Source organism: Hymenobacter lapidiphilus (assembly GCF_013377885.1).
In the GTDB taxonomy this organism is placed as follows: Bacteria; Bacteroidota; Bacteroidia; order Cytophagales; family Hymenobacteraceae; genus Hymenobacter; species Hymenobacter lapidiphilus.
The window spans coordinates 14999-40986 of record NZ_JABKAU010000020.1; the positions used below are offsets into that span (position 1 = coordinate 14999).

Consider the following 25988-nt stretch of genomic DNA (forward strand, 5'->3'; position numbering starts at 1 on the left):
ATTGTTCTGAGCTGACTTCTGGCTCCAAACCGGAGCCGCCGCCTGTTTTACTAGACATGAAAAAAGCCCACATTTTCGTTATGGCCATCATTGCGGTAGCCATTGCTATTATCACCAGCACCGCCGGCGACGCCAGCGTGTACGTTTCGTTCAAGGAAGCCCGCGAGCGGGCCGCCGATGGCAACCTGACCAAAGTACACGTAGTGGGCCGCCTGCCCCGCGACGGCCAGAAGAACATCATGGGCCTCGAGTACAACCCGACGCTGGACCCCAATTACTTCGCTTTCACGCTGGTCGACACCAACCGCATTGCGCAGCGCGTGGTCTATTTCAACCCCCAGCCTCAGGATTTCGATAAGTCGGAGCAGGTAGTAATTACCGGTGCCATGCGTAACAACGTGTTTGTGGCCGATAAAATCCTGCTCAAGTGCCCCTCCAAATACGTGGAGAACGAAGTGGAGGGCGCAACTGCATCTATCAACTAGCGCTTGGTTATTCGTGCTTAGTGTTTGGTTGTTAGTGCTTACGGAAAACACATCCGTCGAGCCCCAACTCCCAGATACTAACAGCTAAGCTCTACTACCCAGGCTCTAAAAAAATCAGCATGCTGAACACACTCATCGGCGACGTCGGGCACTTAAGTGTTATTCTGGCGTTTGTGGCGGCCACGGTGGCGGCGTATTCCTATTATATGGCTGCCAAGGGCCGGGCTCTGGGCGACACCGACGCCGGCTGGATGAAGCTGGGTCGTGGGGCCTTTATTGTTCACTCGGTAGCCGTACTGTCCGTAATTGTGTGCCTATTCGGCATCATCCACGGCCACCGCTACGAGTACTACTACGCCTGGAGCCACAGCAGCAACCACCTGCCCATCTACTACATGATTTCCTGTTTTTGGGAAGGGCAGGAGGGTAGTTTTCTGCTCTGGATCTTCTGGCATGTGTGCCTGGGCCTGATTCTGATGCGCTCGGCCAAGCGCTGGGAAGCTCCGGTGATGACTGTTTTTGCCGGCGTGCAGCTGTTCCTCACGTCCATGATTCTGGGCATCGTGCTGGGCGACCTCAAAATCGGCTCGTCGCCGTTTATCCTGCTCCGCGACTTTATGCCCGAGCTGCCCGTGTGGCAGACCAACCCCAACTTCGTACCTGTTGACGGCACCGGCCTGAACGCCCTGCTTCAGAACTACTGGATGGTGATTCATCCGCCCACGCTGTTTCTGGGCTTTGCCCTCACGCTGGTTCCCTTTGCCTATGCCGTAGCCGGTCTCTGGAAGGGCGAATACAGCGCTTGGACGCGTCCGGCGCTGCGCTGGAGCCTGTGGGGCGGCCTGATTCTGGGCGTCGGCATCATAATGGGTGCTTACTGGGCCTATGAAACCCTCAACTTTGGGGGCTATTGGAACTGGGACCCCGTTGAAAATGCGGTGTACATTCCATGGCTGGTGCTGGTGGCTTCCATCCACGGCCTGATGCTGTGGCAGCGTAGCAAGCTGGCTTTGCGCACCTCGTTTGTGCTCGTAATTGCCACCTTCCTGCTCATTCTCTACGCTACTTTCCTCACCCGCTCAGGCGTACTGGGCAACGCCTCGGTCCATTCGTTCACCGACCTGGGCCTCTCGGGCCAGTTGATGATTTACCTGGCGTTTTTCATGGTGCTAAGCATCGTGTTACTGGTTTCGCGCTGGAAGAAGATTCCAATTTCGGAAAAGGAGCTGACCACGTACAACCCCGAGCTGTGGGTGTTCGTGGGTGCTACGGTGCTGTGTCTGGGCGCGTTCCAGGTGCTGTTCACTACCAGCATTCCGGTGTACAACGCCTTCCTGGGCTTCATCGGCATCAAATCGAACCTGGCGCTGCCCGCCGACCAGATTGCCCACTACACCAAGTTCCAGCTGTGGCTGGGCGTGGGTGTGGCGCTGTGTTCGGGCCTTGCTCAGCTCATGTGGTGGCAGAAAAACGACCGCGCTTCCCTGACCAATACCCTCACGGTGCCTGCCATGCTTGCGCTGCTCGGCGCGGCCCTCGTTATCCTGCTGGTGCAGTACAACGGCAAAAAAATGGAGCTGTCGTACATCGCGCTCCTCACTACGGCCCTGTTTGGCGTGCTGGCCAACATGAGCATGGTGTTTACGCTGCTGCGGCGTAAAGTCAGCTTGTCGGGTGGCGGCATTGCTCACATTGGTATTGCCCTGATGCTGCTGGGCGTGCTGGCTTCGTCGGGTTACTCCAATATCATCAGCCAGAACACGTCGGGCCTGCTGTACTCGCGCGAGTTCGACCAGACCACCAACCAAGACAACGTCCTGCTGTGGCGCAACGACGTGACGCGCATGGGTGCCTACGACGTGCGCTACACTGGCCAGTACCTCGACGTGCCCGGCGTGCCCGGCTACGTAGACAAGCAGATGCTGTATCGCACCGACGACGAGTACAAGGCCCTGGCCCGCTCCGATGTGAAGCGCGGCGACAAGGTGTACTACAAGGCCGGCGACACGCTCGAAATTCTGCCCGAAAACACCTACTACCGCGTCGAGTATCAGGACCGGGAGAGCAAGGAGAAGTTCACGCTTTATCCCCGGGCGCAGGTAAATGAGCAGATGGGCGGCCTGCTGGCCTCGCCCGACGTAAAGGTGTTCCTCGACCACGACATCTACTCGCACATCAGCGCCGTGCCGCCCATCGACCAGGAGAAAGACTGGAGTGAGGTGAAGGAGCACGTGCTCAGCATCGGCGACACCATCTTCCTCAACGACTACTTCGCCGTATTCCGGGGCGTAGAGCCGGCCAAGCAAACGGCCGGCCTGGGCCTGGCCAAGGATGACCTGGCCATTCAGGGCGACTTCCTGGTATCGGGTGAGAAGAAGCAGTACCACGTGCATCCGGTATTTGCGGTGCGCAACCGCCTCATCGGCCGCATGCCCGACGAGGTGGAGGACCTGGGCCTGCGCTTGAGCTTCCTGAACGTAGACCCGGAGAAAGGCAAGTTCACGTTCGGCGTGAGCACCACCCAGAAGGACTACATCATTCTGAAAGCCGTTGAGAAGCCCTTCATCAACCTGCTCTGGAGCGGTACGCTGCTCATGGCTCTGGGCTTCGGCATGGCTATCTACCGCCGCCGCCGCGAAACCGAGGCTCCGGCAGTACCTGCTCCCGAAGCCGGTTCCCGGCCCCGTCCGGTGATACCGCGCCCCAAGGCCGTAGCGTAAAGCGCCCTAACCACCAAAAGCGAAAGCGCCCCCGATGCTCCTGCGTCGGGGGCGCTTTCCTTTAGTGGGCACACGCCGCCTGTTACTTCAGGCCTTATACACTTCGCTCCGGCAACTACTGGGGCCAGCCAACAGCGTCCGAGGTGCTTCTGCCCGGCGAGGTAGTATTCTGCCGAATGCCTCCGGATGCAGTCGTTTGGTGAATGGCGTAGCCTGCCATAAAGAGGCAAAAGAGGCAATAGCAGAAGTCTCGTCTCGACTGATGTTGCTTGCGCAGCACCGCCGTTCAATGATGAAACTTCTGCTGTTACACCTCTACGGCACAACGGATACGCTTTCTGTGAAACTGCTATACTGCTGGCACCTGCCGGCCGCAAGCACCACTAGCAGCCGGAACACAAAAAAGGGGGCAGCCATGTGGCTGCCCCCTTTAGGGTACACTAGCGGGGCCGAATTACTTCTGCACCGAGATAGTACGCATCATGAACTCGTTGCCGTTAATCACCTTCACCGTGTACATGCCGTTGGCAAGGCTTGGAAGGTTGATAACCTGCACGGCATTGTCGCGCACGGTGGTCGTGTGCACGCGCTGACCCAGCATGTTGGTGATTTCTACCTGCAGGCCGTTTTTGGCCTTGGCACCGCGTACGTCAAACGTGAGGTTGCCGGCCGTAGGGTTGGGGTAGATGTTGATGGCCTGCTGCAACGCCTGCGAAGTACCGGTGATGGCCGTAGCCGTTACGCTGATATCATCCACGTAGAGGTTGAAACGGTCGGCGACGCTGATGGCGTGGAAGCCGATGTAGTAGTTACCGGTGGTAGTAGGCGTGATGGCCTTTACCTGCCCATCGTCGTTGCCGGCCACCGTGGTAGCGTAAGTGGCGTTGTTGACATTGATATTGCGCCACAGCAGGTTGGATTGGCCGGCGGGCGTAGCGGTGCTGCCGTACTTCACTTCCAGGGCCTCGGGGAAAGCAGCCAGTCCGGCCTTGTACTTGAACGTGAGCTGGTAGGTAGTGCCTGCCCGCAGGAACAGCGCCGGCGTGTAGAACCAGTCGTCGGCCGCATTGGTAGTGCTGAATGAGTAGCGCATGTGGTTCGGAGCCGAAGCCGGCGTGCCGGTCGTTACAATACCCCAGGTGCTGCCATCGGCGTTGATGTTGGCCGTTGCAATACCGCAGGGCAGGGCCCCGGCTGCTACACCGTCGAAGTTCTCGGTGTAGGGGAACGTGCTGACAATCGGTGGTACGCAGGCGGTAGTAAAGGCTGTCGGACCGGCCAGCGTGCTTTGGTCGGGAGCAACGCAGATAGCCCGAACATACACATCATAGTTCGTGGTAGCCGTCAAACCCGTCAGGGTAACGGGAGAAGTAGCGGCAGTTACCGTTGTGCCAGCTGTAGCCGGATTGAAGCCGCGTGGGCCATAAATAACAGCGTAGCTCGTGCCATTGGCCGGGCCAGTAAACGAAACGATGGCTGAAGTAGCCGTTACGCTCGTAACCGTAATGGCGCTCGGCGGAGGGCAGGTGGCCGGAGCACTGGTAATGGCCTCAATCACCAGCGCACCAAGGTTGGAAGCTGCCGCGTCGGCAGGAGCGCCGCCGGCCAGTGGGATGGAGAAATAGGCGTCGGTGCGCGTGGGCGTTTCGTACCGCTGCGACGCTAACGGGAAGTAGCCGGTGGTGGCGTTGGCAGTTTGGGCTAGGCCAACAATAAAGCTGCCGGCCGGAACGGCACCGCTCAGAGCAAACGTTTTCTCCTGGTTCAGGTCGGCGGCCAGTATCGTGTAGTCGGGCGAGCGGGCGATGATAGCGCCAGCGGCGTCGAGTACTACGCCGTATACCTTGTTGCCAACGTTGGCCGCTCCATCGGCAATGCGTACCGTTACGCCCGTAACCGTACGAGCAGTGGCGGTGGTGTATTTAACGCCCAGAATGCCTGAGCCGGTGTTAAAGCCAATCTGTCCGTCGCCGGCCGAAACCAGGCCGGGCTGCGCATAAGCGAAGGTAGTGGCGTTAACTAGTTGGGTGAATACTTTGGAGTTGTTGGCCGTATTCTCGTCGTCGGCGGCAGTTACCGTAATGATGTTGGTGCCCGGATTCGTGGGCGAGAAGGCATCGAAGCTCAGCGTACCGGCAGCATCTACGGGTAGCGCCCCAACTGTTTTCGAGTTGGTGAACGAGTTAGCCCCGGTTACGGTAAGCGTGAAGGTCACGTTAGCCTGTGCGCTGCTTCCCACGTTTTGCACGAAGGCCCGTACTACGTGCGGCGTTCCGAAAGGAATGGGCAGCTTACCCGACGAGTAAATCGTCTGAACGGCTACGTCGTTGGCTTTTTGGGGTTCGAAACGGTAGGTGCGCCCTGCATCGGGTCCAACAGTCCGGCGGAAGTTGTGCGCATTTACGCCTGTTGCACTTCCCTCCACGTAAGTAGTCGTGATAAAGGACGTCGTAGACCAGGCTGCTGTCGAGCCTTTAGAGCCCAGCAGTACTTGCCGGGAGGCTGCCCCATCGCCCTTCAGCCCCACTACCGCCGACTTGAAGGCGTCGGTGTTGGCAGAAGGAGTCGCAGTGTTGTACACGAACTCCACGCGGTTGCTGGTTTCGTACAGCTTCACCTGGAAATCGAGCGACAGGTATTGCTTAGCTGGGGTGGCGGCGGCCGATTTGTCGCTCACGCCTTTCCACTGAATGGTGCAGACGCGGTTGGGGGCCGTACCACTGAGCGCATAGCTGTAAACTGCCGGGCCGGCAGCGGCGCTTTCCAGGTCGGTATTGAACGGCAGCAGCAGGTTTTTCTGCGCCGCATCGTTCAGCGGGCCACTGGTGGTGGTGGTAGAGGAAGTAGGGAAGAAAGGTGCCGCCGGAGCCGTGGTACCCAAGGCCAGATAGCCGTTGGTATTCAGTACGAAATCGGTGAATGCCTGCCCATTGAAGCTGAAAGAGAAGCCAATAGGCGTGGCCGCCGAGTTGGCGTCGTCGGTGTTAGGCGTGGCAATGGCAGTAGCCGAGGCCCCCAGGTCGGTATACGTGGTGGCTACGTTGGTAGCCCCTGAAGTACTGTAGTTCAGGCTCTGTGCGTGGGCGGCACCGGTAGCCAGGCCCAGCAAGCCCAGCAGGGCAAGCTTACGCCAGGCTTTGGTGGTACGGCCCGTAGTGTAGATTTTTGCCATGAATTAGGAAGAAGAAAGTGTGAAGGAGTGAAGCAAAAAAAAGCAAACAACTGCCCCGCTTATAAAGCATATGGCATTTGAATCGGCAATATGCCGAATAAAACACCATTTTTTGCATCATTCCGCTGCAAATGTTTCAAAAAGCTGCGGTCGGAATTACTAAACAGCCAGTTCTACATTCATGACGACAACACACCGTACCCCCCTCCGAATTGTGCTGCTTGGGGCCGGCCGGGTGGCCACCCATCTGGCCCCGGCTTTGGCCGCTGCCGGCCACGCGGTAGTGGGTCTCTGGAGCCGCAGCCCCGAATCGGGGGCGGCGCTGGCTTCCCGACTGCCGGTGCCGGCCACCGTAGCCAGTAGCCTGCAACACCTGCCCGACGCCGACGTGTACCTGCTCACGCTGCCCGATGCGGTGGTGCCCGAAGTGCTGGCGGCAGCCCGTTTTCCGGTGGGGGCGCTGGTGGCGCACACGGCCGGGGCGCTACCGCTTTCCGTGTTTTCTCCTTATAAAGAGCAGCTGCGGGGCGGCGTGTTCTACCCGCTCCAAACCTTTGGGCCGGGCCGCGCAATTGCCTGGGCAAGCGTGCCGCTGTGCCTGGAAGCCACCGATGCCGCCGCGCTGGCCACCTTGCACCAGCTGGCCGCCTCGCTGAGCCCCGACGTGCGGGAGCTGGACTCGACCCGGCGGCTGCAGCTGCATGTGGCGGCCGTGTGGGTCAGCAACTTTCCCAATCACCTGCTGGGCATTGGGCGCGAGCTGCTGGAAGGTGCAGGGCTGCCCTGGGAGCTGTTGCACCCACTCATCCGCGAAACGCTGGACAAGGCCCTGGCCCAGCCGCCCTTCGTGGCCCAGACCGGCCCGGCCGTGCGCCACGATGCTGCCACGCTGGCCCGCCACGCGGCCGCGCTGGCCGCCCGGCCGCGCTGGCAGCAGCTCTACCAGCAGCTCACGGCCAGCATTCAGGCCACGGCCGGGCCGCTGCCGGCTGCGGCAAACAATGCGCCAGGGTTGCGGCTTTGATTCGGGGGGGCACGTCCGTACCTTTGCCCCTTCATTTTTGCCTTGTGTACCTAGCCTTTCGCCGTGAAAGCCATCAATATTACGTTTACCTTCCAGGACGGCCAGCCCGACCAGACGCACGTGGCCGCCGAGGGCGAATCGGTGCTGGACGTGGCCCTCAACAACGATATTCAGCTGCAGCATAACTGTGGCGGCGTGTGCGGGTGCAGCACCTGCCACGTATATATTGAGCAGGGCGAGAACGACCTGCCCGAAATTTCCGACGCCGAGGAAGACTTCATCGACCGGGCCGAAAACCCCCGCATCAACTCGCGCCTGGCCTGCCAGTGCGTGGTGCAGGGTGCTTCCGACCTGATGGTGCGCATTCCGCCCCAGCACTTCCTTGGCCACTAGCTTTTAGTAATGTGGGAGAATGTGAAAACGCGCCAAACTGGCTGCATCGGTAGCCTGGTCAGCGTTTTTACATTCGGCACGTATCTCCAAATCAGCCCTTTCTGACTATGAACCATTTCGAGCCCCCGATTAAGTGGAGCGACCACGAAGACGTGGCCATTGCCCTGTATGAGAAGTTCGGTAACGAATTCGGTGAGGCTAAAATCTACCGCATCCGGTTTACCGAGCTGCTGGACTGGGTGATGAGCCTGCCCAATTTTGAAGGCACCCGCGAGCAGGCCAACGAAGGCCACCTGGAGCAGATCCAGGCCAAGTGGGTGTACGAGTGGCGCGACAACCAATAGACTGCTCTGCGCCGGCACACTGGCCGTTTTCTCTTTGATGGATGCCCGGCAACCCGGCTGGCGCACTCCTGTGCTATGTATAGTAAGGTATGTCTATGTCGTCAGGAGTCGATTTAAGAGCAATTAAAGTGTTTGTGCTGGACGTAGACGGGGTGCTGACCGATGGCACCCTGCTGGCCTTCAACTCGGGCGAGCAGGTGCGCTCCTTCCACATCCGCGACGGCTACGCCATCCGGCATGCCCTGCGCCAGGGCTACCGGGTAGCCGTTATTTCGGGCCGCGAAGAGGAGGGCGTCCGTAAGCGGCTGGAGTCGCTCGATGTGCGCGACATTTATCTGGGGGTGGATGACAAGATGAAAATCTTCAACAACTACCTCAATAGCTACCATCTCGAAACGGCCAGCATCGCCTATATGGGCGACGACATGCCCGACCTGGAGGTGATGCGCCGGTGCGCCATAGCGGCCTGCCCGGCCGATGCCGCCACCGATGTGTTGGCCATCAGCAACTACGTGGCCCAGCTGCCCGGCGGGCACGGAGCTGTGCGCGAGCTGATGGAGGCCGTGATGAAGGCCCAGGGCACCTGGTAAGCCGCTCCGGCTGCCGGTTGTGTTGAAGCCGAAGTAGTTATAAATGCCCGAAGCCTAAAGCGCCTGTAGCCTCGGCCCGTCCATTGAAGCTTTTTGGAAAGTCGAAATAACGTCATGCTGAGCTTGCCGAAGCATCTCTACCGCAAGAGTAATCCTTGTATTGGATTCTCACCATTGCAACGAAGCGGTAGAGATGCTTCGGCAAGCTCAGCATGACGTTCTTACTGATAACACGGGGTTTTTGAACAGCTTCATTGAGCAAATGCCTCTCCTGATTTTTGGGAGAGGCATTTTTGTGACCTTTCGCTTTGGCGGGGCCATCTTTGTACCTCTTATTGCCCTTTCGGCTCCAGCTTATGCTTTTCCGCCCGTCCCTGTCTGCCGCCGATGCTACTGCGCCTGGCACTGCTGGCTCGGGCGGCAGCAACGCTAGCAATAGCGGCAGCAGTAGCCGGCGGCAGCTGGCCCGGCTGGTACGTCTGCCCAACCTGCTGATTATGGCCCTGTGCCTGCTGCTGGTGCGCGCCTGCCTGCTGTTACCCCATGCGCCCTGGCGCCAGGTATTTGCCCCGGGGTTTGCGCTGCTGCTGCTGGCGGCCCTGTGCATCGGGGCGGCCGGCTACATCATCAACGACTACTACGATGTCAAGATTGATGCCATCAACCGGCCCGGGCGGCTGGTGGTGGGGCGCGGCATCAACCGGCGGCACGCCATGCTGGCCCACCTCGTGCTTTCGGGGCTGGGAGTGGGGCTGGGGGTGCTGCTTTCGCCGCTGCTGGGGCTCGTGAACCTGGGCTCGGCGCTGCTGCTGTGGGGCTACTCGGCCCGGTTCAAGCGGGTGGCACTGGTGGGCAACGTGAGCATTGCTACCCTCACGGCGGCGCTGGTGCTGCTGCCCGAGCTGCAACTGCACACCGGCCGCTCGGCGGTGTGGGGCTATGCGCTGGCTGCGTTTCTGCTCACGCTGGTGCGCGAAATTGTGAAAGACGTGGAGGACATGCGCGGCGACGCCCAGCACGAGTGCCGCACGCTGCCGCTGGTGTGGGGCGTGCCGCGCACCAAGTGGGTGGCCGGCTTTTTTCTGGCCTGTCTGCTGCTGTTGGTGGCCGGTGCCGTGTTCAATGCGCTTTTCATGAGTTACCGTTACGGGCTGGGCCTATGGTTGCTGCTGTTGGTGCTGGCCCCGCTGCTGGCGCTGGCCGCCGCCCTGCGCCGCGCCGACCAACGGCAGCACTTTGCCCGGCTCAGTACCTGGTGCAAGCTCATTATGCTGGCCGGGGTATTCTCGATGCTGGGATTGGTCTGAAAGTGTGGGCAACCGCGGCCGCTACTGTTGCGTTAGCAAAGGCTACAGCCCGATTCGTGCGGCCGCCCGTTGTGGCTGCGCTGCCAGCAGGGGTTGCTTCCTCTCACTTTCCTTCTTACCCCGGCCATCACTGTATGCGCTTCCTCTACCCGTTGCTGGCGCTAAGTGCGCTGGCCACCCCGGCTGCCCTGGCGCAGTCAGCACCTTCCGAGTCGGCCGCTCTTCTGCTGGCTTCGGCTGCTCCTATAGCTTCGACCGAGGCCGCTGCCGAGCCCGTGGGCGCACCGGTGGGCCTCAACCGCGCCCTCGCCCCGGCTACCACCACCAAAGTCCGGCTTACGCCCTCCGACCCCGACAAGCCAAGCTTTCTGCCGGTACCCATTGCCTTTTATCAGCAGGAAACCGGTTTCGCCGGCGGTGTGGCCATTCTGCCCGTGTGGCGTTTCGGTTCCGATACCACGGTGCGCAAGTCGAACGCCCGCCTGATTGCCTGGATTTCGCAGAAGAAGCAAACCACCGTGCAGCTCACGCATACCATTTTCACCAAGGAAGAAAAGTTCTTCCTTTCGGGCGAGCTGAGCTACTATGACCTGGCCTTTAAGTACTACGGCCGCGGCAACGATACCGATGAGGACGTGTACTCCAACATCCAGTACCCGCTGTGGGTATTCGATCAGAAAGTACTTGCAAAAGTGAAACCCAACCTGTTTGTGGGCCTGCGCTACCGCCTCACCGATCTGGGCACCGTTAAGCTCAAGGAAGATGGCGACGACGAAGCAACTCCCGGCTCATACTTCACTATCCCGGCCGAGCAGCGCGGCGGCTACACTACATCGGGCGTGGGCCCGGCGCTGCTGTACGACAGCCGCGACAACCTACTGGCCACGTACACCGGTAATTTCGTGGATGCGCACGTGCTGTTTGCCGGCAAAGGCTTGGGCAGCGACTATAAATTCACCCGTTACATGGTGGATGCGCGCCATTTCAACCCGATGTTCGGCTCCAACAACACTATTCTGGCGCTGCAGTTTCTGGGCCAGTACCACACCGGCGACGTGCCGTTCCGCGAGTGGGGCGGCATGGGCGCTACGCTCGGCGGCTCGCTCTACAACAACGCCTACCTGATGCGCGGCATTTACGAAGGCCGCTACCGCGACCGGCAGTTCACCACGGCCCAGGCCGAAATCCGGCAGAAACTATTCTGGCGGATTGATGGTGCCGTGTTTGGGGCCGTGGGCCAGGTGGCGCCGAACCTCGACGACTATACTGTAGACGGGCTGCGCTACGCCGGTGGAGCAGGAATACGTTTCCGCTTCAACCGTCGCGACCGGCTCAACATCCGCCTCGACTACGGGGTGGGTTCGGGCGGTAACTCGGGTATCATCTTCGCAGTGGGCGAGGCGTTCTAACGCTTTTTCCGGCTGCCAGCTATAAGCTGCAGGTTACAAGCGCCATCAGGCCGCTTGTAACCTGCAGCTTTTGCTTTTTCTGTCTTTTAAGCTCGTCAGTAGGGTTTTTGCCTGTTTCGGGGCGAACTGTACACTGCGTGCTGCGTAGAAAGCAGCCCATGGAATACGCCACTCCGCATCGGTTTCACTCGGCCCACCCCAACAACGCGGCGCTGCCTGCTTCGGTCTGGAGCCATCTGTCGCTGCCTTCCCCGGCCTTGAGGGCCACCGTTATTATTCCGGCCAAGGATGAGGCCGACGCATTGCCTTCTACACTGGCGGCGCTGGCGGCCCAAACCAACGAGAAGGGCCAGCCGTTGCCACCCGGCAGCTTCGAAGTGCTGGTACTGGCTAACAACTGCACCGACAATACAGCCGCCGTAGTGCGGACCTTCGCCGCCAACCACCCAACGCTGGCCCTGCACGTAGCCGAACTGACGTTGCCGCCCGCCGAGGCCCACGTGGGCCGGGCCCGCCGCCTGCTCATGGATGAGGCTGCCCACCGCTTGGAGCTGGCCGGCCAGCCCCGCGCCGCCATCATCAGCACCGATGCCGACACCCGCGTAGCCCCCGACTGGCTGGCAGCCACGTTCCGTGAGTTGGAGTTGGGCGTAGATGCCGTAGCCGGTCGGATTTTGATGGAAGAAAGCAGCCGTGCCTGCCCCGTGCGCCGCTGCCAGTTGCAGGATGCCACTTGCCAGCTGCTGCGGGTCCAGCTCGAAACCCAGCTCGACCCCCAACCCCACGACCCCTGGCCCCGCCACCACCAGCACTTCGGAGCCAGCCTGGCCGTTACGGTAGCTGCCTACCGCCAGGTGGGTGGGCTGCCCGTAGTGCCGTTTCTGGAAGACGAAGCCCTGTACCAGGCCCTGTTGCGCCACGATTTACGAGTGCGCCATAGCCCGGCCGTACGCGTGTTCACCTCGGGCCGGCAACAGGGGCGGGTGGCGGTCGGCCTCTCGTGGCAGCTGCGCGAGTGGGCCCGGCTGGGCCAGCAGCAATTAGTACCCAACCCTGCCACCCTGGTGCAGGAGTTGAACCTGCGCCGCCAGCTTCGCCAACAGTGGCGCCTTGCTCAGAGTCGCGAAACGCCTGAACGAGTAGTTTCCGGACCAGAAGAAGTGCCGGCCGAGGTGCTGGCTGCACTACCCAGCTATGCCACCTTCGGCGCTTACTGGGACTGGGCGCGGCCGCAGCTGCTACTGTCGTCTAGCCCAGAGGATCAGGTGCCACTGGTGCTGGCTATCAGTATTCTGCGCACCGAGCTGGCGCGTGCGTCGACATTGGCCTATGGCTAGCACATGAACGTCATGCTGAGCTTTGCCGAAGCATCTCTACCGCTTCGTAGCAGTCGTTTAACGAAGCGGTAGAGATGCTTCGGCAAGCTCAGCATGACGTTCAAACTGATTGGTTCTAAACTAAAGTCCTTTCCAGCTACCGCCGTTCCAGCACATCGAGACGGTATTTCTCGTAGCGGTGGCCGTGTAGGTGGCGTAGAGGGCCATTGGGAGTGGCTTTTTCGAGGAAGAACTCGTGTACCGCGTCGCCGGTGAGTGGGTAGTCGTGTACGGGGGGCGTCCAGTGGACCAGTACCAAATGGCCACCGGCTGGCAACGTTGCTATTAGTTGGTCGGCGGCGCGGGCCAGATCGGCCGGGCTCCAGTAATAGCCTACTTCCGACACCAGAATCAGGTCGAACTGGCCGGCGGGAAACTCATCGGGTACACGCAGAAGCTGCAGCTCCACCTGCGGCAGGTTGGCGCAGCGTTGGCGGGCCTGTTGCAGGGCGGCCTCGGCCACATCAACTGCCAGCAGATAGCCGCAGTGCGGGGCCAGCCGGGCCGTGAGGATGCCCAGCGAGCAGCCGATTTCAAAGGCCCGTGCGTAGTGGCTGCGCGGCAGGGCGGCCAGCGTGGCGGCGTACTTCTCCTGCTCGTAGGGGCTGGTAGCGAAGTCCCAGGGGTCTTGGTTGGCTTCGTACACCTTATCGAAATAGTCGGGCGGCAGCGTGTGGGGCTGGTTGGGGTTCGATTTCATACAGAACGGGAATCGGAGGAGGAATGAGCAGGCGACGCGGCTATTGTGGTAGTGGCCTCCAGATACAGTTCGGTAGTGCTGGCGAAGTGGACCAGCATACTGGGGGCCAGCGTGAAGCCCGTTGGGTCGTCGTCGATGCAGGAGCCGGGCAGCTGTGAGGCGTGCGCGGCAATGGCGCGCTGCTTCTCGGCCAGCACCGCGCTGATATCGAGCTGCCAGCCACTAGCCTCGCCAGGCCGGGGGAGGTCGGTGGGGGCTGCTCGCTCCCAAGCCCAGACTAGGTATTCGAGCAGGCGCGGTGGCCTGGGTAGATGCGCCAGCGCAGCCCGCACCAGCTGGCTGGTGGCGCGGTGGTCGGGGTGCGGGTCGCGCCGCCAGGGGCATAGCACGGTGGTCGGCTGCTTTTCCCGGAAAAACTCAACCAACCGGGCTATGGCTGCCTGGCCGGCCGGTTCGTTGGGGCCGGGCACCTGGCCGTCAGGCAGGTTCAGGGGCAGCAGGCAGTCGGAGCGCAGGCCCAGCTCAGTCAACGCCAGCCGCAACTCGGTTTCGCGCAGGGCCTGGCGGGCCGGGGCCGGAAACTTAGCCGAGTTTGGGTGCGACATGGTGCCGTCGCTCATCAGTACGCACCACACGGGCGCGTTGGCGCGGGCCAGCAGCGCCAGCAACCCGCCGCAGCCCAGGCTTTCGTCGTCGGGATGAGGGGAAATGACTACCGTTGGGCCCAACGTGGCGGCGTAAGTGGCGGGCTGCAGGGGTAAGGCAATAGGGTCGAAAACGGGCAGCTCAGTCATGCCAGAGGCGGTGGGCGGGGCGGGAGTGGTCCAGGGCGTAGCGGCCGGCGTCGGCCAGGGCGGCATCGGGGGCGGGCTGGCGCAGGTAGTGCGTCAGGTCGCGGTGCAGGCGCTCGAAGGGCTCGGGCCGCAGCAGGCCGCGGGCCCCCACGCACCGCTCGGCCAGTGGCAGAACCCGCAGGCAGATATCCTCGATGGCCGAGCGCACTAGGTTGGCATGGGCCACCACGGTTTCGGCATCGGGGCCGGGGCGGGCGGCCAGCTCGGCGGCGGCGTGCAGCCAGTGCTGGCCGCTGGCTACCAGTATGCTCAGCTGGCCCAGCCGCTGGCGCTGGTAAGGGTCGTCGATGCGGCCGAGGGCGCGTAAAAAGCGGCGGGTTTCGTCGAAGATGGCTTCTGCCCCGCCCAACTGCACGGCCGCAAACCGAATGGCCCCACCACTGAACCAGGGTTGGCGGTAGTAGTCGCCGGGGGCGCCCAGCAGCTGCTCGGGGCCCACTTCGAGCCCCGTAAAATCGACCCGGAAGCTGGCCGAGGCCCGCATGCCCAGTGGCCGCCAGAACCGGGCGTCGTATTCGGGTACCTGGGTATCGGCGGGCAGCACCAGCATCTGCCAGCCGCCGTCGGGCAGGGCGGCCGTGAGCAGCGGGCGGGTGAGGTGGCCGGCACCCGACCCGAAGGTTTTGCTGCCGCTGAGCCGGTACCGGCCCTCGGGTACGGGCTCCAGCTTCACGCCATCGTGGGCCTCGGTATTCCAGACGCCGAACAGGTGGCCCGCCCGGGCATCGGCGGCCCACGCCTGCACCTGCGCCGGCCGGCCAAAGCGCCCAATGAGTTGCAGCGCATTGACGTGGCCTTCGTACACCCGCCCCACCGCCAGGTTGCCCCGTCCGATGTGGCGCAGCGTGCTGAGCAGCTCGTAGGTGTGGGCAGGCTCGTTGAGGCCGCTGCCGCCCAGCGCGGCGGGTAGCGGGGCAGCCAGTAGCCCGGCCTCGCGGAGCCAGTTGAATTCCTGGGTTGGAAAGCCGCCCTCGACATCGGAGTGAGCCGCCTGGGCAAATAGGCGCGGGGCCAGGGCTGCCGCCCCGGCAGCGGCCAGGGCGGGAGTGGCCGCGGGTAGGGTAGCAGCAGAAGTAGCGGGAGGATTAATCAGTTCAGGCATAAAAAAACAGGGCCGGATAACAACTGTATCCTCTACGCACAGCGGCCTGCTTCGGCTGCCACAGTTGAGCTACGGAAGTTGCCCGGTTGCCACCGTGCTACGGGCTGCCCAAGTTGACTTTGTAGTAGCCAGGGCGCTGCGGCCGGGCCGGCTTAACAATTCGGTAACAGCCGGCCGCGCGCCGGTGCCTACCTTCGTGGAGCATTTCACGAACCCTTTCAGCCCCCTTCCGCCATGTCGCAGCCCATTCGTTCCGCCCTCATTTCGGTGTATTACAAAGACCGCCTCGGCCCGCTCGTGGAGCTGCTGAGCCAGCACGGTGTAACCATCTACTCGACCGGCGGCACCCAGCAGTTCATCGAGGAGCAGGGGGCAAAAGTGACGGCCGTGGAAACGCTGACCGGCTTTCCGGCCGTGTTTGGCGGCCGCGTGAAAACCCTGCATCCCACCGTATTCGGTGGCATTCTGCACCGCCGTCACGAGGCCTCCGACCTGGCCGAAGCCCAGCAGCACGGCATCCCGCCCATCGACCTGGTGGTAGTAGACCTGTACCCGTTCGAAGAAACCGTGGCTTCGGGTGCCGATGAGGCCGACGTAATTGAGAAGATTGACATCGGCGGCATCTCGCTGCTACGGGCGGCGGCCAAAAACTACCGCGACGTGCTCGTCGTCAGCAGCCGCGACCAGTACGCGCAGGTAACCGAGCTACTGACCCAGAAGAACTGCGCCACCGACCTGGAGGACCGCAAGCAGTACGCCGCCGCCGCCTTCGCCACCACTGCCCACTACGACACCGAAATCGGCCGCTACTTTGTGGCAAGCCAAGGCACCACTTCTGAAGAAAAAACTAACAGCCAACAGCTAACAGCTAATAGCTCCCAAAAAACGCCTCTGCGCTACGGCGAAAATCCCCACCAGACCGGTACTTTCCACGGCGACTTGAGCGCGCTGTTCGACCAGCTCCACGGCAAGCAGCTCAGCTACAACAACCTCGTGGATGTGGACGCGGCCGTGCTGCTCATGCGCGAGTTCGATGCGGCCGGCCCGGCCGCCTGCGCCATTCTCAAGCACACCAACGCCTGCGGCGTGGCCCAGGCCGATACGCTGCACCAGGCCTACCTGAACGCCCTGAGCTGCGACCCGGTGTCGGCTTTCGGCGGCGTCATCATCGTGAACAAGCCGGTAGATGCGGCCACGGCCGAGGAGCTGAACAAGCTGTTTTTTGAGGTACTGATTGCGCCCGGATTTGAAATTGAGTCGCTGCCGCTGCTGCAGAGCAAGAAAAACCGGATTCTGCTACGCCAGAAGCCCGTGCAGTTTCCGGCCAAGCAGGTCAAAACGCTGCTCAACGGCACCATCGAGCAGGACTTCGACCAGGCCATGGAGGGCGCGGCCGAGTTCAAGACGGTAACCGAATCGGTTCCGACTTCCGACGAAGTGGAAGCCCTGGAATTCGCCCTCAAAATCTGCAAGCATACCAAAAGCAACACCATTGTACTGGCGCGCGCCGGCCAGCTGCTGGCCTCGGGCGTGGGCCAGACCTCGCGGGTGGATGCCCTGCGCCAGGCCATCGAGAAGGCCGGCTCGTTTGGGTTTGACCTGAACGGGGCGGTCATGGCTTCCGACGCCTTCTTTCCCTTCCCCGACTGCGTGGAAATTGCCGGTTCGGCCGGCATCCGGGCCGTGGTGCAGCCCGGTGGCTCTATCAAAGACCAAGACAGCATTGCCGCCTGCAACCAGCTGGGCATGGCCATGGTGCTGACGGGCGTACGCCACTTCAAGCACTAGTAAAGGAGTACGAAATAAAAAAGAAGAAGTAACACAGGCTAGGGCATGCCGGATGACGTTTGTCGGGCAGGTCCTGGCCTGTGATGCTTCATCCCCATAAATAACTCCGTACTTTTGCCCCCACTTTTGACGGGCGCAAGCGCCCCGTTCTCATTTACTTGCCGTAACTCAATGGGTTTCTTTAATTTCTTTACCAGCGACATTGCCATCGACCTGGGCACGGCCAACACGCTCATCATTCACAACGATGTTATCGTGGTGGATGAGCCGAGCATCATTGCCAAAGACCGTACGACCAATAAGGTAATTGCCGTGGGCCGGCAGGCGCAGCAAATGCACGAGAAGACCCACGACAACATCAAAACCATCCGGCCCCTGAAAGACGGCGTAATTGCTGACTTCCACGCCGCCGAGGAGATGATCAAGGGGCTCATCAAGATGATTGATACCCGCAACCGCCTGTTTCAGCCCTCGCACCGCATGGTTATCTGCATCCCGTCGGGCATTACCGAAGTGGAGAAGCGGGCCGTACGCGACTCGGCCGAGCACGCCGGCGCCAAGGAAGTCTGGATGATTCAGGAGCCCATGGCCGCGGCCATTGGTATTGGTATTGATGTGGAGCAGCCCATTGGCTCGATGATTATCGACATTGGGGGCGGCAGCACCGAAATTGCGGTTATTGCCCTCTCGGGTATCGTGTGCGACCAGAGCATCAAAACGGCCGGCGACGTATTCAACCAGGATATTCTCGACTACATGCGCCGCCAGCACAACCTGCTGATTGGCGAGCGGAGCGCCGAGCGCATCAAAATTGAGGTAGGCGCGGCCTTGACGGAACTGGACGTAACGCCGCCCGACTACGAGGTGCGCGGCCGCGACCTGATGACGGGTATCCCGAAGGTTATCAAGGTAACGTCGTCGGAAATTGCCATTGCCCTCGATAAGTCGGTGGCTAAAATTGAGGAAGCTGTGCTTAAGGCCCTCGAAATCAGCCCGCCCGAACTGTCGGCCGATATTTACGAAAACGGTATTCACCTGACCGGTGGCGGCGCCCTGCTGCGCGGCCTCGACAAGCGCCTGGCCGCGAAAACCAAGCTGGCCATTCATATTGCCGAAGACCCGCTGCGCGCCGTGGTGCGTGGTACTGGCAAAGCCATCAAGGACATCCAGGCCTTCCGGGGCGTGTTGCTGACCTAGAAGCCAGGAGCTAGAATTGAACGTCATTCAGAGCGAAGCGAAGAATCTTGCGTGGCACCGTTGCACTACCTTTGTCCAACGTCAGCCCGCAAGATTCTTCGCTTCGCGCTGAATGACGCTCTTTCTTCAGGTAGTTAAATCTCCCGCTACAACAGCCTATCCGCTTCTGGCTACCAGCTTCTAATCCCTAGCTTCTCCGAATGAATAACCTGTTCGCCTTTCTGTTTCGCTACCGGGCTTTCCTGGTATTTGCGGTGCTGGAAGTGCTGAGCCTGTTTCTGCTGGTGCGCAATAGCACGTATCAGCGGGCCGCGTTTTTCAACTCGGCCAATACCTACGTGGGGCAGGTGCTGGGCTGGCGCAACCAGGTGCAGGATTATTTCCGGCTGGCAGACGTGAACCGGGAGCTGCTGCGCGAAAACGCCCGCCTGCGTCAGCAGTTCTACCCACCCGACCTGGGCGGCCGCACCGCCGACTCGCTGCCCGTCCGCCAGGACAGCACCACCCAGGCCCGGCTGGCCATTCTGGGCCGCCCCGACTCGTTGCTGCTGGGCTTGCGCCCCCTCGCCACCCGCGACCCCGACTACCCTCTCATTCCGGCCCGGGTAGTGAGCAGCACCCAGCGCCTTGTGGATAACTACCTCACCCTGAACGTAGGCCGCGTCGATGGCGTGCGCGACGGTATGGGCGTTGTATCGGCCGAGGGGATTGTGGGTCGGGTGAAGGTGTTTTCGGAGCACTACGCCACCATCACATCGGTGCTGCACTCGCAGAGCCGTACCTCGGCCCGCATTCAGCGCGACGGTACCATCGGCACCGTGCGCTGGCTCGGCGACGACCCCACCCACGTGCTGCTCGACAACATTCCGCGCCAGAACAAGCTCGTGCGCGGCGACACGGTCGTAACCTCGGGCTACAACGCCGTGTACCCCGAGGGCGTGCTGGTGGGCACCGTCGACTCGTTTGTGAAGGAGCCCGATAAGAACTTCTGGACGGTGCGCGTACGACTGGCCACCGATTTTTCGCGCCTTACCTACGTGTACCTCGTTACGAGCCGGCCCCAGGCCGAGCGCGACACGCTGGAGGTACGCGCCGGCATTAAACCCGAAACCAAGCGGCCATGAGCGGAGGAATTTTCAGCGTTCTGTGGCAGGCAGTGCGGGGCGTGTTCTACCTGGCCCTGTACGTGCTGCTGATCAGCGGCACCGATTTCGTGCTCTTCAACCTGGCCTGGTGCTTTATCTACCTGGGTTTTCTGCTGTTCCTGCCGCTGGCCACGCCGCTGGTGGTGCAGCTGGTGCTGGGTTTTGCGGTGGGCCTCTCGCTCGATATGGTGTTTGACACCGGCGGGGTGCACGCCGCCGCCGCCGTGCTGCTGATGTACCTGCGGCCCTGGGTGCTGCGCCTGCTCACACCCCGCGACGGCTACGACGCCCAGGATTCGGTGAACATCCACCAGATGGGCTGGCAGTGGATGGTGGTGTACCTGGTGCTGCTCACGGCCATTCACCACGCGGCTTTCTTCCTGCTGGAGCTAGGCTCGTTCCGGTTTGTGGGCCTCACGCTGGCCAAAATCGTGCTCAGTACGCTCTACACGGCCCTGGCGTTACTCATCATCCAGCTGGTGTTCTATCCCACCAAGCGCCGCAAGCGGTAGGGTTGTTGGGGTTGATGAAGTGATTCTATCGGCACGACGTAGGGGTGGGGCTTGTCCCCGCCCGCCGTTAAACGTTTCTCTTGGTTACGTTCAAACCATTGTGCTGTCGGCGGGCGGGGGTAAGCCCCGCCCCTACATCGCCCTGCATAATCTGAATTGTAGATAGGCTGGTTCGACTGCCAACTATCCATCTCACCTTCCCCGCACCTTTTCCGCACGGTCGGGGTTACCTTTGTCTTCCGACCGTTTTGGCCGAACCCCTTTCCTTTCAGATTCTTCTGCTTTGCAATACCTCGAAGGCCGCAAATACGTCGTCCAGGCAATTTTCCTGGCCGTCGCGCTGGTTTTTGCGACGCGCCTGTTCTATATCCAGGTTCTGGACGGCAGCTACAAGCTGGCTGCCGACCGCAACACGCTCCAGCGCATCGTCCAGACTCCGTACCGGGGCCTGATTTATGACCGTAAGGGCCAGATTCTGGTCCAGAACACACCGGTGTACGACCTGATGGTGGTGCCGCGCGAAGTCAAGCAGCTCGATACCCTGCGTTTCAGCCAGCTGCTCCAGCTGCCGCTGGAAGAGGTGCGCGAGGGGCTGCAGCAGGCCCGCAAGTTCAGCCGCGTGAAGGCCTCGCCGCTGGTGCAGAACCTGAGCACCCAGGAGTTGGCTGCCATCCAGGACAATCTGATTGACTTTCCGGGCTTCAGTGTGAAAGCGCGTATGGCCCGCTCGTACAACACCCATACCATGGCCCACGCCCTGGGCTACGTGGGCTCGATAACGCCCAAGCTGCTGGAGCGGCCCCAGTACAGCAAGTACCAGCCGGGCGAGTTTCTGGGAATTACAGGCCTGGAGTCGTACTACGAAGACCAGCTCATGGGCCGGCGCGGCGTGCAGTACCGCATGGTAAATGTGCGCGGCATAGAGAAAGGCGCCTTTCGTGATGGCGAGTACGACACGCTGTCGGTGGCCGGCCAGGACTTGCATCTGAGCTTGGATTCCGAGCTGCAGGCTTACGCCGAAAAGCTGATGGCCGGCAAGCGGGGTTCGGTGGTGGCCCTCGACCCCAAAACCGGCGAAATCCTGGCCTTTGTGTCGGCCCCCATGTTCGACCCCGAAATGCTGTCGGGAAAGGGCATGGGCAACCGCTACATGGAGCTGCTCAACAACCCCGAGCAGCCGCTGTTCAACCGCCCCCTCATGGCCACCTACCCGCCCGGCTCCACCTTTAAGCTCATAAACGAGCTGGTGGCGCTGCAGGCGGGGGTGGTGACGCCCAACACGCCGTTTGCGTGCAACTTCAAACTGGTGCGCTGCACCCACCGCCACGAGCCCCCCAGCAACGTGGGCATTGCCATCAAGCAGAGCTGCAACCCCTATTTCTACCAGGTAATGCGCGCCACCGTGCTACGTGGCCGTTCCAGCAACCGCTTCGAGGATGCCCGTTTGGGCCTGGGCGAGTGGCGGCGGCAGGTGATGAAGTTCGGGCTGGGCGAAAAGCTGGGCGTGGATATGGGCCAGGAAAAGAAAGGCCTGATTCCGTCGCCTGAGTTCTACGACAAGCACAACGGCTACCACCGCTGGACTTACCGCACGGTGTACTCGCTGAGCATCGGGCAGGGCGAGCTGGGCATTACGGGCCTGCAGATGGCCAACGTGATGGCCACCATTGCCAACCGCGGCTGGTACTACACGCCCCATTTCGTGCGCGGCATTGGCAGCGGCGGCCCGCTGCCCGAGTACCAGGTGAAGCATACGGTAGGGGTGGAGGCCCAGCACTTCGACGCCATTTTGCCGGGCATGGTGAGCGTGGTAGATGGCAACGGCGGCACCGGCAACAACGCCAGCCTGGCCGATGTGGGCATCTCGGTGGCTGGCAAAACCGGCACCGTGCAAAACCCCCACGGCGACGACCACGCCACCTTTGCCGCCTTCGCCCCCGCCCAGGACCCGCAGATTGCCATCGTCGTGTTCATCGAAAACGCCGGTTTCGGCGGCAACTCGGCCGCCCCGCTGGCCGCTTTAGTTATCGAAAAACACCTGCGCGGTAAAATAGCCCCCTGGCGCCACCGTTGGGAAGAATGGCTGCCCGGCCCCGCCGATCGGTTTATCAAACGCCGGAGATACTGATAGAGCCGTTTAGAAAGTTAATCAGAACGTCATGCTGAGCTTGCCGAAGCATCTCTACCGCTTCGTTGAGATGCAATGCTAATCCAACGAAGCGGTAGAGATGCTTCGGCAAGCTCAGCATGACAAACCTTTTATTTGCGAACTAACTCTTGAATTCCCTTCCCGCCCGCTACAACCGCAGCATCGACTGGGTCACGGTCTTGCTCTACCTGCTGATGGTGGGGGTGGGCTGGCTGAACGTGTACGCGGCCAGCTACTCGCCCGACGCGCCCGATAATGCGCTTAGCTCGTTGAGCTTTGGCCAGCTCATGAATTTCAACTGGTTCAAGCAGATTGTCTGGATTGGTACGGCTCTGGTGCTGATTGTGGTGCTGCTCGTCATCGACCCCAAGGCCTACGACACGCTGGCTTACGGCCTCTATGGGCTGATGATTGTGCTGCTGATTATTACGCCCTTTATTGCCCGGCCAATTGCCGGCTCGCGCTCGTGGCTGGAGCTGGGGCCGGTGCGCCTGCAGCCCGCCGAATTTGCCAAGTTCATTACTGCCCTGGCCGTATCGCGCTACCTGGCCGGCATCAACCTGCGCCAGCAAAGCTTCCGCGACCAGCTGGTGCTGGCTGGCCTCACGCTGCTGCCGCCGGTACTCATCATCGCGGCCAACGAAACAGGGCAGGCGTTGGTGTTTGCGGCGTTTCTGCTGGCCTATTTCCGCGAGGGCATGTCGCCCATCATCCTGCTGATTCTGGCCGCCGGAGCCGTTATCCTGATTCTGGCGCTGCTCGTGCCCAAGCTATGGCTGCTGGTAGGTTTTACGGTGCTGCTGATAATTGCGCTGGCGGCTAACTGGCGGACGCTACGGCACTACATTCCGATGAGCCTGGGGGTATGGGCAGTCGTTATCGGGATGGTGTTCGGGGTCGATTTCTTCTTCAACAACGTGCTCCAGGACCACCAGCGCAAGCGCATCGAAATCCTGATAAACCCCTCGGCCGACCCGCTGGGCGTGGGCTGGAACGTCACGCAGTCGAAAATTGCCATCGGCTCGGGTGGGCTGGCCGGTAAAGGCTTCCTGCAGGGCACCCAAACCAAGTTCGATTTCGTGCCCGAGCAGAGCACCGACTTCATTTTCTGCACCGTGGGGGAGGAGTGGGGGTGGCTGGGGTCGATGGTCACCATCGGGCTGTTCATGGGCCTGCTGGGCCGTATCGGCTACGTGGCCGAGCGGCAGAAATCGGTGTTTGGGCGCACTTATGGCTACTGCGTGGCCAGCATCATCTTCTTCCACTTCTGCATCAACATCGGCATGACCATCGGACTGGCCCCGGTGGTGGGCATTCCGCTGCCGTTCTTCAGCTACGGCGGCTCCTCGCTGTGGTCGTTCACCACGCTGCTCTTCATCCTGCTGGCCATTGATGCCGCCCGCAAGCAGGATCTGGAGCGGTATTAAGAGGTCGAATTAGCTCTCGACTCACTTATCGGTGTGTGCTGGCTGATTTGGCCGCAACAATCAAACAAAGAATCACGGCTAACAACCAACGAGAAAGCCACCGCGAAAACCGGGGCGGCCAGATAGCCCATGCGGCCCAAATCGCCGGAAAGCAGCATGTGGGCGGCCACGATAACCAGCAGCCCAATTCCAGACCAGCCCACGGAGGGAACCCAGTTTTGACGAGCCGCACGGCTGCGCAAACCCGCCAGCAAGGCGAGGCTGAAGAAGCCGAAGATGCTGAAGATTTCGCCTGCGCCCTTCACCGAAAACAGCCGCCTTAGCGAGTAACCCAGGTTTTCAAAGTGGCCCAGGGCATTGCTGACGCTGGCTTCCGGCGGCGTGCCGGCCTGCTGGTCAATCCAGAAGCGCAAAGCCAGCCAGGCGGCCCCGCCTAGGGCCAGCCAGGCCAGTTGGTAGGGCCAGCGCAGCGCGTGGCGGCCGTACCACAGTAGCCAGGGCACCAGTAGCAGCCCCGATTCTTTGGCCGGCAGCGCCAGCAGCAGCACCGCCACCACGGCCCCCGCCGAACCAGCGCGCACGGCGTAAAAGGCCAGTGCAAACACCAACAGGTACAGGCTATCCACGAGGGGCAGGCCGGCCGTATACACCGCCCAGCGGCTCGTGAAAACGGCCGCCAGAGCCAGTGCGGCCGCTAGTGGTGTGGCTCCGCAGAGTTGGCAGGTCCGGAAAAGTACGAGCCCCATACCAGCCAGCAACAGGCAGTTTACCACGTAAAACGCCAGCCGCAGAGGCCAGTCGGAGCCGGGGCGCTCGGGCCAGATGCGGGCGTACACCTGCTCGATGGGCCAGGCTACGGCGGCGGCCAGGGCCGGCACCAGCGGCCGGTAGCGCCGCGTCAGGCTCACGCCTTCAAACTCGCCGCGGGCCACGCTCAGGTAGCTGCGCGTATCGAGCGAGTGCGAGAAATCGTAGTGCCGGTACATGGGGTAAGCCGGCCCCGCCACCAGGCCCAGGCCCAGCAGGTACACCAGCAGCCAATGGGGCCAGCGCAGAGGGGCAGCAGCGGGGTGGGGCATGGGGCGGTAACGAATGAAATGAGAGCCAGCTCCGAAACTGGGGCTGGCTCCGGAAAATCAGGCGCTGAACTTGCGGTCAATCAGGCGCAGCAGCTTGTTTACGTGCTCGTCCTTGCGTACCCATTGCTGTTCGGCGGCCAGGTTGTCGGTTACGTAGCGCTTGGCCGCGTCGGCGTCGGGCAGCGTGTCGAGATGCTGAATAGCGGCGTGGTAGCGCATGTTCTCGCCCCCAAACAGCTCATTGATAAAGCTGAACCGCTGATTGATGGAAATAGCCTCGCGCAACGACTCGACATTTGGGGCCTTATCGGCCAGCGTGGCGGCGCGGTCGGGGCGGAGGGTTTCGCTCAGTGAAGGCGAACCCGCTCGCTCGGCCTTTAGCTTGGCATGCAGCGGCACAACGGCCTCCGTATCAGCTACCGTCGCTTTGGCCATCGGAGCTTCCGGCGCGGTCGGGACCATTGGAGCCGGGGCTACCGGCACTGCGGAAACGGTTGCAGGCACGGGGTCAGGAGCCGGGACAAGCGCGGCGGGAGCAGCAGGAGCCGGCTGCACCGGCACTGCGACGGGCGGCGCCGATGCTTCGCGCAGTTCCTCTTCGGTAAGCGGCAGCAGCTCGTTGAACTGCGCTACCAGCTCCGTCAGGGGCTCCAGTTGGCCGGAATTGCTTTCCAGATGCTGGCTGAAGTGGCTGATGAGGTAGTCGCGTGGCTGCACCTGGCCAGCCGGCAGCGCGTCGATGAAACGCTCGAACAGGGACTTGTTGAGGTGCAGATAGCGCAGCCCCTCGCGCAGCTGCTCGGGCGTACGTGGGCCGGATTCGGCGGGCAGCAGCTTGGTGGCCAGCGTATCGGCCGGGCTGAGGGCACCGGCCAGCGTGTCGGCCACGGCCTGGGCCAGCAGCGGCTCGTAGGTGGGCCGGCTGAGGCGGATGCGCCGCGAAAGCACGTTCATGAACTGGGTGAGAGCTTGGCGCACATCGGCATCTTCGAAGTCGAAATATGCGCTGCGCAGCTGGGCCATTTCGGCGGTCCACTTCCCCAGTAGCTCCTGCACCACAAACAGGTTTACCTGCCGGACGGGCGTGAAACTGAGTACTGCCGGACCATCGAGCGTGGCCGTGGGGCGGGCCCCGAAATGTTGGTCGCAGAGCCGGGCTGCCAGCAGCCGGCCGTATTGTTCACGCTGTGCGTGGCTATATTTGGTATTCATTGA

General features: G+C 61.7%; 21 protein-coding genes. 15 read left to right on the forward strand and 6 right to left on the reverse strand.

The features are described 5' to 3' along the window. Positions 1 to 56: 56 nt before the first annotated feature. Positions 57 to 485, forward strand: a complete 429-nt coding sequence (locus tag HW554_RS11780; RefSeq protein ID WP_176908790.1) for a cytochrome c maturation protein CcmE domain-containing protein — start codon at positions 57 to 59, stop codon at positions 483 to 485. 119 nt (positions 486 to 604) lie between these two features. Next, the gene (gene ccsA / locus HW554_RS11785; RefSeq protein ID WP_176908791.1) at positions 605 to 3205 is read left to right on the forward strand and encodes a cytochrome c biogenesis protein CcsA; all 2601 of its coding nucleotides are present in this window, start codon (positions 605 to 607) and stop codon (positions 3203 to 3205) included. A 454-nt stretch (positions 3206 to 3659) separates the two neighbouring features. Here ccsA and HW554_RS11790 read toward each other — a convergent pair whose 3' ends face one another. Beyond that, entirely contained in the window at positions 3660 to 6377 is a 2718-nt protein-coding gene (locus HW554_RS11790; protein ID WP_176908792.1) for a T9SS type A sorting domain-containing protein, read from the reverse strand. A gap of 181 nt (positions 6378 to 6558) precedes the next feature. Here HW554_RS11790 and HW554_RS11795 point away from each other — a divergent pair, with 181 nt between their 5' ends. From HW554_RS11795 to HW554_RS11825, 7 genes are all read left to right on the forward strand, one after another. Continuing rightward, on the forward strand, positions 6559 to 7401 hold the full coding sequence (locus tag HW554_RS11795) for a Rossmann-like and DUF2520 domain-containing protein (protein ID WP_176908793.1): 843 nt from the start codon (positions 6559 to 6561) through the stop codon (positions 7399 to 7401). 63 nt (positions 7402 to 7464) lie between these two features. Then, the gene (locus HW554_RS11800; RefSeq protein WP_176908794.1) at positions 7465 to 7794 is read left to right on the forward strand and encodes a 2Fe-2S iron-sulfur cluster-binding protein; all 330 of its coding nucleotides are present in this window, start codon (positions 7465 to 7467) and stop codon (positions 7792 to 7794) included. A 107-nt stretch (positions 7795 to 7901) separates the two neighbouring features. After that, positions 7902 to 8138, forward strand: a complete 237-nt coding sequence (iscX, locus tag HW554_RS11805) for a Fe-S cluster assembly protein IscX (RefSeq protein WP_176908795.1) — start codon at positions 7902 to 7904, stop codon at positions 8136 to 8138. A gap of 95 nt (positions 8139 to 8233) precedes the next feature. Further along, positions 8234 to 8728, forward strand: a complete 495-nt coding sequence (locus tag HW554_RS11810; protein WP_176908796.1) for a KdsC family phosphatase — start codon at positions 8234 to 8236, stop codon at positions 8726 to 8728. Positions 8729 to 9084: 356 nt separating this feature from the next. Further along, positions 9085 to 10035: a geranylgeranylglycerol-phosphate geranylgeranyltransferase gene (locus HW554_RS11815; protein ID WP_176908797.1), complete on the forward strand. Its 951-nt coding sequence runs from the start codon at positions 9085 to 9087 to the stop codon at positions 10033 to 10035. Between the two features lie 134 nt (positions 10036 to 10169). Continuing rightward, positions 10170 to 11444 carry a BamA/TamA family outer membrane protein gene (locus HW554_RS11820; RefSeq protein WP_176908798.1) on the forward strand — a complete coding sequence of 425 codons (1275 nt, stop codon included), beginning with the start codon at positions 10170 to 10172 and terminating at the stop codon, positions 11442 to 11444. Positions 11445 to 11602: 158 nt separating this feature from the next. After that, on the forward strand, positions 11603 to 12781 hold the full coding sequence (locus HW554_RS11825) for a glycosyltransferase (protein WP_176908799.1): 1179 nt from the start codon (positions 11603 to 11605) through the stop codon (positions 12779 to 12781). A 136-nt stretch (positions 12782 to 12917) separates the two neighbouring features. On the opposite strand, the gene HW554_RS11830 is transcribed toward HW554_RS11825, so the two are convergent. Genes HW554_RS11830 through HW554_RS11840 form a run of 3 tightly spaced genes read right to left on the reverse strand, consistent with a single transcriptional unit; the run spans position 12918 to position 15476 of the window. Then, positions 12918 to 13520 carry a class I SAM-dependent DNA methyltransferase gene (locus tag HW554_RS11830; protein ID WP_176908800.1) on the reverse strand — a complete coding sequence of 201 codons (603 nt, stop codon included), beginning with the start codon at positions 13518 to 13520 and terminating at the stop codon, positions 12918 to 12920. Further along, the gene (locus HW554_RS11835; protein ID WP_176908801.1) at positions 13517 to 14314 is read right to left on the reverse strand and encodes a PIG-L deacetylase family protein; all 798 of its coding nucleotides are present in this window, start codon (positions 14312 to 14314) and stop codon (positions 13517 to 13519) included. The genes HW554_RS11830 and HW554_RS11835 overlap by 4 nt, the downstream gene beginning before the upstream one ends. Next, a complete protein-coding gene (locus tag HW554_RS11840; protein WP_176908802.1) occupies positions 14307 to 15476 on the reverse strand; it encodes an acyl-CoA dehydrogenase in 1170 nt (389 codons plus the stop codon). The genes HW554_RS11835 and HW554_RS11840 overlap by 8 nt, the downstream gene beginning before the upstream one ends. Positions 15477 to 15710: 234 nt before the next feature. Here HW554_RS11840 and purH point away from each other — a divergent pair, with 234 nt between their 5' ends. The 6 genes from purH to rodA all read left to right on the forward strand — a co-directional run bounded on the left by purH (position 15711) and on the right by rodA (position 23694). Then, on the forward strand, positions 15711 to 17264 hold the full coding sequence (purH, locus tag HW554_RS11845) for a bifunctional phosphoribosylaminoimidazolecarboxamide formyltransferase/IMP cyclohydrolase (protein ID WP_176908803.1): 1554 nt from the start codon (positions 15711 to 15713) through the stop codon (positions 17262 to 17264). A gap of 171 nt (positions 17265 to 17435) precedes the next feature. Beyond that, the gene (locus HW554_RS11850) at positions 17436 to 18461 is read left to right on the forward strand and encodes a rod shape-determining protein (protein ID WP_176899638.1); all 1026 of its coding nucleotides are present in this window, start codon (positions 17436 to 17438) and stop codon (positions 18459 to 18461) included. Between the two features lie 200 nt (positions 18462 to 18661). Continuing rightward, on the forward strand, positions 18662 to 19585 hold the full coding sequence (gene mreC, locus HW554_RS11855) for a rod shape-determining protein MreC (RefSeq protein WP_176908804.1): 924 nt from the start codon (positions 18662 to 18664) through the stop codon (positions 19583 to 19585). Continuing rightward, positions 19582 to 20118, forward strand: coding sequence for a hypothetical protein (locus HW554_RS11860; RefSeq protein WP_218134702.1), 537 nt, complete (start codon positions 19582 to 19584; stop codon positions 20116 to 20118). Before mreC ends, HW554_RS11860 begins: the two co-directional genes overlap by 4 nt. Positions 20119 to 20401: 283 nt before the next feature. Next, positions 20402 to 22246 (forward strand): penicillin-binding protein 2, encoded by a 1845-nt coding sequence (gene mrdA / locus HW554_RS11865; protein WP_176908805.1) that lies wholly within the window; start codon positions 20402 to 20404, stop codon positions 22244 to 22246. Between the two features lie 149 nt (positions 22247 to 22395). Continuing rightward, on the forward strand, positions 22396 to 23694 hold the full coding sequence (rodA, locus tag HW554_RS11870) for a rod shape-determining protein RodA (RefSeq protein WP_176908806.1): 1299 nt from the start codon (positions 22396 to 22398) through the stop codon (positions 23692 to 23694). Here rodA and HW554_RS11875 read toward each other — a convergent pair. Both HW554_RS11875 and HW554_RS11880 read right to left on the reverse strand, forming a co-directional pair. Continuing rightward, positions 23691 to 24773, reverse strand: coding sequence for a hypothetical protein (locus HW554_RS11875; RefSeq protein WP_176908807.1), 1083 nt, complete (start codon positions 24771 to 24773; stop codon positions 23691 to 23693). The two genes, rodA and HW554_RS11875, sit on opposite strands and share 4 nt — an antisense overlap. A 57-nt stretch (positions 24774 to 24830) precedes the next feature. Further along, positions 24831 to 25985, reverse strand: a complete 1155-nt coding sequence (locus tag HW554_RS11880) for a hypothetical protein (protein ID WP_176908808.1) — start codon at positions 25983 to 25985, stop codon at positions 24831 to 24833. Positions 25986 to 25988: the final 3 nt, after the last annotated feature.